This is a genomic window from Rhizomonospora bruguierae, assembly GCF_018397995.1.
Taxonomy (GTDB): Bacteria; Actinomycetota; Actinomycetes; order Mycobacteriales; family Micromonosporaceae; genus Rhizomonospora; species Rhizomonospora bruguierae.
On sequence record NZ_BBQH01000064.1, the window covers coordinates 1 to 8,523 of the forward strand.

The 8,523-nt window shown below is 74.2% G+C and carries 3 protein-coding genes; all 3 read right to left on the reverse strand.

Translation table 11 applies throughout. The annotated features are described in order from the left end of the window. Positions 1 to 1,032: beta-ketoacyl synthase N-terminal-like domain-containing protein (locus KJS59_RS25060; RefSeq protein WP_283775881.1), on the reverse strand; the 1,032-nt coding region annotated here is incomplete at its 3' end. Positions 1,033 to 1,082: 50 nt separating this feature from the next. Further along, positions 1,083 to 5,789 carry a type I polyketide synthase gene (locus KJS59_RS25065; RefSeq protein ID WP_213455426.1) on the reverse strand — a complete coding sequence of 1,569 codons (4,707 nt, stop codon included), beginning with the start codon at positions 5,787 to 5,789 and terminating at the stop codon, positions 1,083 to 1,085. A gap of 6 nt (positions 5,790 to 5,795) precedes the next feature. Beyond that, the coding region (locus tag KJS59_RS25070) for a type I polyketide synthase (protein ID WP_283775882.1) at positions 5,796 to 8,523 on the reverse strand (2,728 nt) is incomplete at its 5' end.

Below are 8,523 nucleotides of genomic sequence, written 5' to 3' on the forward strand. Positions count from 1 at the left end.
GCCGGTGCCGTGCCCCTCGACGATGTCGACCTGCCCGGCCGGTACGCGGGCGTTGGCGAGGGCCTGGCGAATCACTCGCCGCTGGGCGCTGCCGTTCGGGGCGGTGAGGCCGTTAGAGGCGCCGTCCTGGTTGACGGCGCTGCCGCGGACGATGGCCAGGACGGGGTGGCCGTTGCGCCGCGCGTCGCAGAGCCGCTCCAGCAGGAGCACGCCGACGCCCTCGGACCAGCCGGTGCCATCGGCGGCGTCGGCGAAGGACTTGCAGCGACCGTCGGGGGCGAGGCCGCGCTGCCGGCTGAAGGCGACGAACGGCGACGGGGTAGCCATCACCATGACGCCACCGGCCAACGCGAGCGTGCACTCCTTCTGCCGCAACGCCTGCACGGCAAGATGCAGCGCGACCAGCGACGAGGAGCAGGCGGTGTCGACGGTGACCGCCGGACCCTCCAGGCCGAGGGTGTAGGCGACGCGGCCGGAGATGACCGCGGCGGCGTTGCCGGTGGTCAGGTACGCCTCGGCGATCTCCGGCACGGTGTCGAGCAGGTACTCGTAGTCCTGGACACCGGAGCCGGCGAAGACGCCGACCTGGGTGCCCCGCACCGACTGCGGGTTGATGCCGGCCCGCTCGAACGCTTCCCAGGATGCTTCGAGGATGAGCCGCTGCTGCGGGTCCATCCCGAGCGCCTCGTTGGGGCTGATGCCGAAGAAGGCGGCGTCGAAGTCGCCGGCGTCGTGGACGAACCCTCCCTCGTGGACGTAGCTGGCGCCGAGGGCGGCCGGATCGTCACCGGCCAGTTCGGCGAGGTTCCAGCCGCGGTTCGTGGGGAACTCCGTTATCGCGTCGCGGCCGTCGACGACGAGCCGCCAGAGGTCGTCCGGTGAGTTGACCCCGCCCGGGTACCGGCAGCTCATTGCCACGATCGCGACGGGCTCCTGCTCCTGGCTCTCGACCGCCTGCAGCCTGCGCCGGGTCTGGTGCAGGTCCGCGGTGACGCGCTTGAGGTAGTCGAGGAGCTTTTCGTCGTTCGCCATGATGAGTTCCACCGAATCTGTCGTGATCGAAAAGGGGGCGGGGCGTTCGGTCAGGCGAGGCCGAGTTCCTTGTCGATGAAGCTGAAGAGATCGTCGGCGGACGCGCCGTCCAGGCGGTCCCCGGTCGGGTCGGCGCCGGGTCCGCCGATGGTGTCGGTGAGCCGGACCACGAGCGCCTGCAGCCGGGCGGTGATCCAGTTCTGCTCGAGTTCCTCGGCGGACAGCGCCGCCACCGCCTGCTCGAAGCGGTCGAGCGCGGCGAGTACGGCCTGCGGCCCGGCCTCGACGACCTGGCCGAATTCGGAGCGCAGGTAATCGGCGAGCGCGGCCGAGGTCGGGTGGTCGAAGACCATGCTGGACGGCAGTTTGCGGCCGGTGGCGGCGCTGAGTTCGGTGCGCAGCTTGACCGCGGCGACCGAGTCGAAGCCGAGGTCGTCGAAGGCCCGGCCGGGTTCGATGTCGGTGTGGTCGTCGTGGCCGACGATCGCCGCCACGTGGGTGCGGACCAGGTCCAGCAGCGTCTTGCGCTGCTCCGCCTCGGGCAGCGCGGCGAGCCGGTTGGCCAGCTCGACCGCGCCGGCCGGCTCGGTGTCGTCGGCGCTGTCGAGGGCGGCACGGGCCTCGGGCAGCGCGTCGAGCAACGGCCGTGGCCGGGCGAGGGTGTAGGTGGGGGCGAACCGGGCCCAGTCGAACGCGGCCACCACGGCGTGCGACGCGGCAAGGCCGAGCACCCGGCGCAGGGCCGCGATGGCGAGGGCGGGTGCCATGGCGGGGGCGCCGATCCGCCGCAGCAGCGCACCGAGGTCGGCGTCGACCATGCCACCGTCCCAGGAGCCCCAGGCGATCGAGGTGGCGGCGCGGCCCCGCGCCCGGCGCCGGTGGGCGAGCCCGTCGAGGTAGGCGTTGGCGGCGGCGTAGGCGCTCTGCCCGGCGCTGCCCCAGACCGCGGCGCCGGAGGCGAAGGACACGAAGGCGTCGAGCGGGGTGTCGCCGAGCAGCTCGTCGAGCAGTTGCGCGCCGCGGACCTTGGCGGCGCCGACCCCGGCGAACTCGTCGAGGGTGAGGTCGCCGAGCGGTACCATCCGCTGCGCCGCGCCGGCCGCGTGGACAACGGCGGTCAGCGGCCGGTCCCGGTCGGCGTCGAGGGTGGCGAGCAGCGCCCGGACCGCGTCTCGGTCGGTGATGTCGCACGCCTCGACGGTGACCTCGGTGCCGGCCGCGCCGAGCTCGGCGGCGAGGTCGGCGACGCCGGGCGCGGCCGGGCCGGAGCGGCTGACGAGGACGAGGTGTTCGGCGCCGTCGGCGGCGAGCATCCGGGCGACGTGGGCGCCGAGGCCGCCGGTACCGCCGGTGATGAGCACGGTCCCGCGACGCCGCCAGGGCCGGGGGGCGGGTGTGGTGTCGGTGGCGCGGACCATGCGCCGGCCGAACACGCCCGCGGGCCGGATCGCGAGGTGGTCCTCGCCGGTGGCGCCGGAGAGCACGTCGCAGAGCCGTCGCAGGGCCCGGTCGTCGGCGCCGGGCGGCAGGTCGACGAGGCCGCCCCAGGTGCGCGGGTTCTCCAGCGCCAGGACGGTGCCGAGACCCCAGACGGAGGTCTGCGGCGGGCTGGTCACCTCGGCGGGCCCGTCGACGCCGACCGCTCCCTCGGTGACGCACCAGGTGGGCGCGTCCCAGGCGAGGTCGCCGAGGGCCTGCATCAACGTGACGGTGCCGGCGCACCCGCGGGAGAGCCCGGGGTGGCTCGGGTGCGGCCCGTCGTCGAGCGCGAGGAGGGAGAGCACGCCGATCGGGCTGCCGTCGCCGACCCGGTCGCGCAGGAGCCGGGCGAGGGACTCGCGGTCGGCGTCGCCCGGGTTCACCTCGATGACGTCGGCGCCGCGGCCGGCGAGCGCGCCGGACACCGCGGAGGTGAGCGCGCCGGGCCCGGCCACGAGCACCCACGTGCCGGGAAGCACGACCCCGGTGGGCTCGGCGACCGGCGTCCAGCCGAGGGCGTACCGCAGGGAGTCCGCTTCGGACTCTTCGCGCCGGCGGCGGCGCCAGGCCGCGATCGCGGGCAGGACCGGGGCGAGTTCGGCGGCGTCCAGGTCGAGGCGGCCGGCGAGTTCGGCGGCGTCGTCGCGCTCGACCGCGGCCCAGAACGCCGCGTCGGCGCCGTCCGGCGACGGGCCGGCGCTGGCGGCCCAGAAGTGGCGACGCTGGAAGGCGTAGGTCGGCAGGTCCACCCGCGCGGCGCCGCGGCCGCCGAAGAAGGCCGCCCAGTCGACGCGCTGGCCGGTGGCGTGCAACTGCGCGACGGCGGCGATCAGCGTCTCGATCTCGGGCCGGTCCCGGCGGCTGGCCGGCACGGCGTCCTCGGTCAGCCCGGTCAGGATCGCGTCCGGCCCAACCTCCAGAATCCGGGTGACCCCGCGCTGCCGAGCGGTGTCGATGGCGTCGGCGTACCGGACCGTGGCTCGGACCTGCCGCACCCAATACTCGGGGGTGTCCATCGCCGTGTCGGTACCGACCGTTGACACGATCGGAATGGTTGGCGGGTTGAACGTCAATCCCTCAACCACGGCGGCGAACTCATCCAGCATCGGCTCCATCAACACCGAATGGAACGCATGCGAGACCCGCAACCGCGACGACCGCTCGAACCGGGCCGCGACCGCCAACACGTCCGCCTCGGCCCCGGAAATCACCACGGAGTCGGGGCCGTTGACCGCGGCGATGTCCACACCCTGGATCTCTTCCTCACGGGCCCGAACCGCGACCATCGCCCCACCAGCAGGCAACGCCTGCATCAACCTGCCCCGCGCCGCCACCAACCGGACCGCGTCCGGCAGTGACAGAACACCAGCAACATGCGCGGCGGCGATCTCACCAACCGAATGTCCGATCAGGACATTCGAGCGCACGCCCCAGGACTCCAACAGGCGGTACAGGGCTACCTCGAACGCGAACAGGGCCGGCTGGGCGTAACCAGTCTGGTTCAACACCTGAACGTCGTCGCCCCACATCACGTCCAGGGCCTCCGAGGCTGCACGCAGCGCCTCGTCAAATACCGGGAATGTGGCGGCGAGTTCGCGGCCCATGCCCAGACGCTGGGCGCCCTGACCGGTGAACACGAACGCGGTGAGGCCGTCGCGCACCGTGCCGCGCACCGCTGGCGCGGCAAGCGCCCTAACCGCCTCCTCACGGTCGGCCGTCACCACGGCCATCCGGTGCTCAAGTGTCGCGCGGGTGGTGGCCAGGGAGTACCCGAGGTCGAGCAGGCTCACGCCGGGGTTGGCCTCGATGTGGGCGGCGAGCCGGGCCGCCTGCCGCGCCACCGCGTCGGCGTTGCGCCCCGAGACCAGCAGCGGCACGACGGTGCCGGGCTGCGACGGCCGCGGCGCGGGGACGAGATCCGACTCGGCCGGCGCCTCCTCGACGATCACGTGCGCGTTGGTGCCGCTCATGCCGAACGACGACACCCCGGCGCGGCGCGGCCGGCCGGTCGCCGGCCACGGCCGCGCCTCGGTGAGCAGCCCGACATTCCCGGCCGACCAGTCCACGTTGTGCGTCGGCTGGTCGACATGCAGGGTCCGGGGCAGGATGCCGTGCCGGATCGCCTGCACCATCTTGATGATGCCGCCGACACCGGCCGCCGCCTGGGCGTGACCGATGTTCGACTTCAACGAGCCGAGCCACAACGGCCGGTCCACCGGACGGTCCTGCCCGTACGTGGCCAGCAACGCCTGCGCCTCGATCGGATCACCGAGCGTGGTACCGGTGCCATGCCCCTCGATCGCGTCGACATCCGCTGTGGACAGCTGAGCGTCGGCGAGCGCCTGCCGGATCACCCGCTGCTGCGACGGCCCGTTCGGCGCGGTGAGCCCGTTGGAGGCGCCGTCGGAGTTCACGGCCGACCCGCGCACCACGGCGAGGACGGGGTGGCCGTTGCGACGGGCGTCGCCGAGCCGTTCGACCAGCAGCAACCCGGCGCCCTCGGCCCAGGTGGTGCCGTCCGCCGCGGCCGCGAAGGACTTGCAGCGCCCGTCCGGGGCGAGGCCGCGGTCCTGGCTGAAGCCGACGAACGAGGACGGGTGCGGCATCACGGTCGCGCCGCCGGCGAGCGCCATCGAACACTCGCCGGCCCGCAGGGAGCGGATCGCCCAGTGCAGCGCCACAAGCGACGACGAACACGCCGTGTCGACGGTGATCGCCGGGCCCTCCAGGCCGAGGGCGTAGGCGATCCGGCCGGAGGCCACGCTGGCCAGCGAGCCGGTGCCGCCGCCAACGAGGTAGTCGTGGTAGACGATTCCGGCGAAGACGCCGGTGCGGCTGCCCTTCAGCGCCGTCGGGTCGATCCCGGCCCGCTCGAACGCCTCCCACGCCGTTTCCAGCAGGAGCCGCTGCTGCGGGTCCATGGTCAGCGCCTCGCGCGGACCGATCTTGAAGAAGTCGGCGTCGAACTCGGCGGCGTCGTGCAGGAACCCGCCCTCGGTGCAGTACGTCTTGCCGGTCGTGCCGGGCTGCGGATCGTACAGGTCGGCAACGTCCCAGCCGCGGTTGGTGGGGAACGACGAGATCGCGTCGGTGCCGGCGGCCACCAGTTCCCACAGGGCTTCCGGCGAGCCGACGCCGCCGGGGAAGCGACAGCTCATCGAGACGATGGCGATCGGCTCGTGCCGCAGATCCTCGGCCTCGCGCAGCCGCTGCTTCGTCTGCTGTAGCTCGGCCGTGGCCCGCCTGAGATAGTCGCGGAGCCTGTCCTCGTTGCTCATGAAACCTCAACCAATCGTGAGTTCGCTGTCGAGCACGTCGAACAGCTCGTCGTCGGTCGCCCCGCCGTAGTTGGGCGTCGGCCCGTCCGGCGAGGCATCGCCGTGGGCGTCGCGCCAGCGGCGCAGGACCGCCTCCAGCCGCGCCTCGACCGCGCGGTGCTCGCTGCCCGACGGCCGCAGGCCGGCAAGCGCCGCCTCGAGCCGGTCCAGCCCGTCCAGGGCGGGGCGGGTCGCCTCCTCGGGGGCCGGAGCGATGCCGGCATCGAGGTGCTCGGCCACGATCCGGGCCGTCGGGTAGTCGAAAATCAGGGTGGCGGGCAGGGTGAGCCCGGTCGCCTCGTTGAGCCGCTTGCGCAACTCCATCGCGGCGAGGGAGTCGAAGCCGAGTTCCTTGAACGCCCGGTCCGGCTCCACCGCGTCCGGGGAGGCGTGGCTGAGCACCGCGGCCACGCTGTTGCGCACCAGGTCGAGCAGCGCGCGGATCCGCTCGCCGGCGTCGAGCCCGGCCAGCTGCCGGCGCAGCTCGGCCGCGGTGTCGTGATGGACCAGCCTGCGGGCCGGGCCACGGATCAGGGCCCGCAGCACGGGCGGCAGTTCCCGCGGGTGGGCCCACAGCGCCAGCTGGTCGAGCCGGACCGCCGTCACCGCCGGCGCGGTGGTGCGCATCGCCGCGTCGAACAGGGCAAGGCCATCGTGGACGCTCAGGGCGGGCAGGCCGAACCGGGCGGGGCGCTCGCCGTGCTCGACCGGGGTTGCCCCCTCCCACGGTCCGAACGCGATCGACCGGGCGGGCTGGCCGGCGGCCGCCCGGCGCACGGCGAGGGCGTCGAGGAAGGCGGCCGTCGCGGCATCGCCCCGCCCCATGCCGGGCACGGTGGCGGCGATCGACGACAGCAGCACGAACGCGGCCAGGTCGAGCCCGTCGGTCAGCTCGTGCAGGTGCCAGGCGGTTTCGGCGGTCCCGTCCGCGTGGACGACGGCGGTCAGCGGATGTTCCGCCGGGATCGCCGCCAGCAGCTGCGCCAGGGCGTCGCGTCCGGTCTCGCCGGTCACCACCAGGTGCTCGACGCCGTACGCGGCGACCAGGTGCCGGGCCAGCTGCGCTCCCGCGCCGGCCGTGCCGCCGGTGACGAGGACGGTGCCGCCGGCAAGGTCCGGTCGGGGCCCGGGCGCGTCGGCCCTGACCAGGCGGGGCACCAGCACGGCGCCGCCGCGGACCGCGACCTCGGCCTCGCCGGTACCGAGCGCGGCCGGCAGCAGCCGCTCCGCCTCCGGGCTGCCGTCGGTGTCCACCAGGACGAGCCGGCCCGGGTGCTCGGCCCGCAGCGCGCGGATGAGGCCCCACACCGGCGCGTGGGCCAGGTTGCCGACCGCGGCGTCGCGCGTGACGATCGCCAGCCGGGAGTTGTCCACGGCCAGCCGGGCCCCGACCGCGGCCAGAACCTCGCGGAAGTCGGACGACTCGGGGCAGTGGTACAGATCAATCCCCTCGGCCGGTTCCGCGGTCGGGCGGGCGATCCACTCCAGCCGCAGGAGCGTGCCGTGGCCGCCGTGGGCGGCCAGCCGCTCCGCGGCGGGCTGGGCGACCATCGACGCCACGGACAGGATCGGCCGCTGGTCGGCGCCGGTCAGGGTCACCGTGGAGCCGCCCGTCTCGGCCGGGGCGATCCGCACCCGCACGGCCGAGCCGGCGCGCTCGTACGCGGCAACGCCCGTCCACGCCGTCGGCAGCATCGGCTCGTCACCGGGGTGCGTGACGAGGTCCAGCTGGACGGCCGCCTCCAGCACCGCGGGGTGCACGACGAAGCCGTCGTCGCCGGTCTCCGCCTCGGCTAACAGCTCGTCGCCGCGGCGCCACGCCGCTCGCAGGCAGTGGAATGCCGGCCCGTACCGGTGGCCGCGCTCCAGCAGCCGCGCATAGGCCGCGTCGAGGTCGATCGGTTCCGCGTCCGCCGGCGGCCACGCGACGAGTCCGGCCGGCGGCGCCACCGGATCGTCGGCGAGCACGCCGGTCGCGTGCCGGGTCCACGGCTGCTCCGGGTCGTCGCCCCTGGAGTGAATCGTCAGCGCCCGGACCCCGTCCTCGTCCGGGGCGGCCACCACCACGCGCAGCGACAGCCCGCCGTCGGTGGGTGGCACGAGCGGCGCCTCCGCGGTCAGCTCCCGGACCACCCCACAGCCGGCGTGCCGGGCGGCGACGAGCGCCAACTCGACGAGGCCGGCGCCGGGGAACACCACGGTGTCGAGGAGCGTGTGGTCGCCGAGCCAGGATTGGCGGTCGCGGGACAGCCGACCGGTGAGGGTCACGGCGTCCGAGTCCGGGGCCGCTATCGCGGCACCCACCAGGGGGTGGTCGGTTGCGGTCAGCCCGACAGCGGCCGGGTCGTCGCCGGTGCTCGGAGCGTTCATCCAGTACCGCCTGTGTTGGAACGGGTACGTGGGCAGGTCGACCACATTGGCCTTGGGCAGCACCGCCGCCCAATCCACGTGCTGGCCGGTGGTGTGCAACTGAGCGACAGCGGCGATCAGCGTCTCGGTCTCACTCTGCTCCCGCCGGGTGCTGGGCACCGCCCCTTCAGTCAATGGGGTGAGGATCGCGTCGGGACCGACCTCCAGAATGCGGGTGACACCCTCGCCGCGCACGGTGTCGATCGCGTCGGCGTACCGGACCGTGGCCCGGACCTGCCGCACCCAATACCCCGGACTGTCCATCGCCGTGTCCGCACCAACCGTC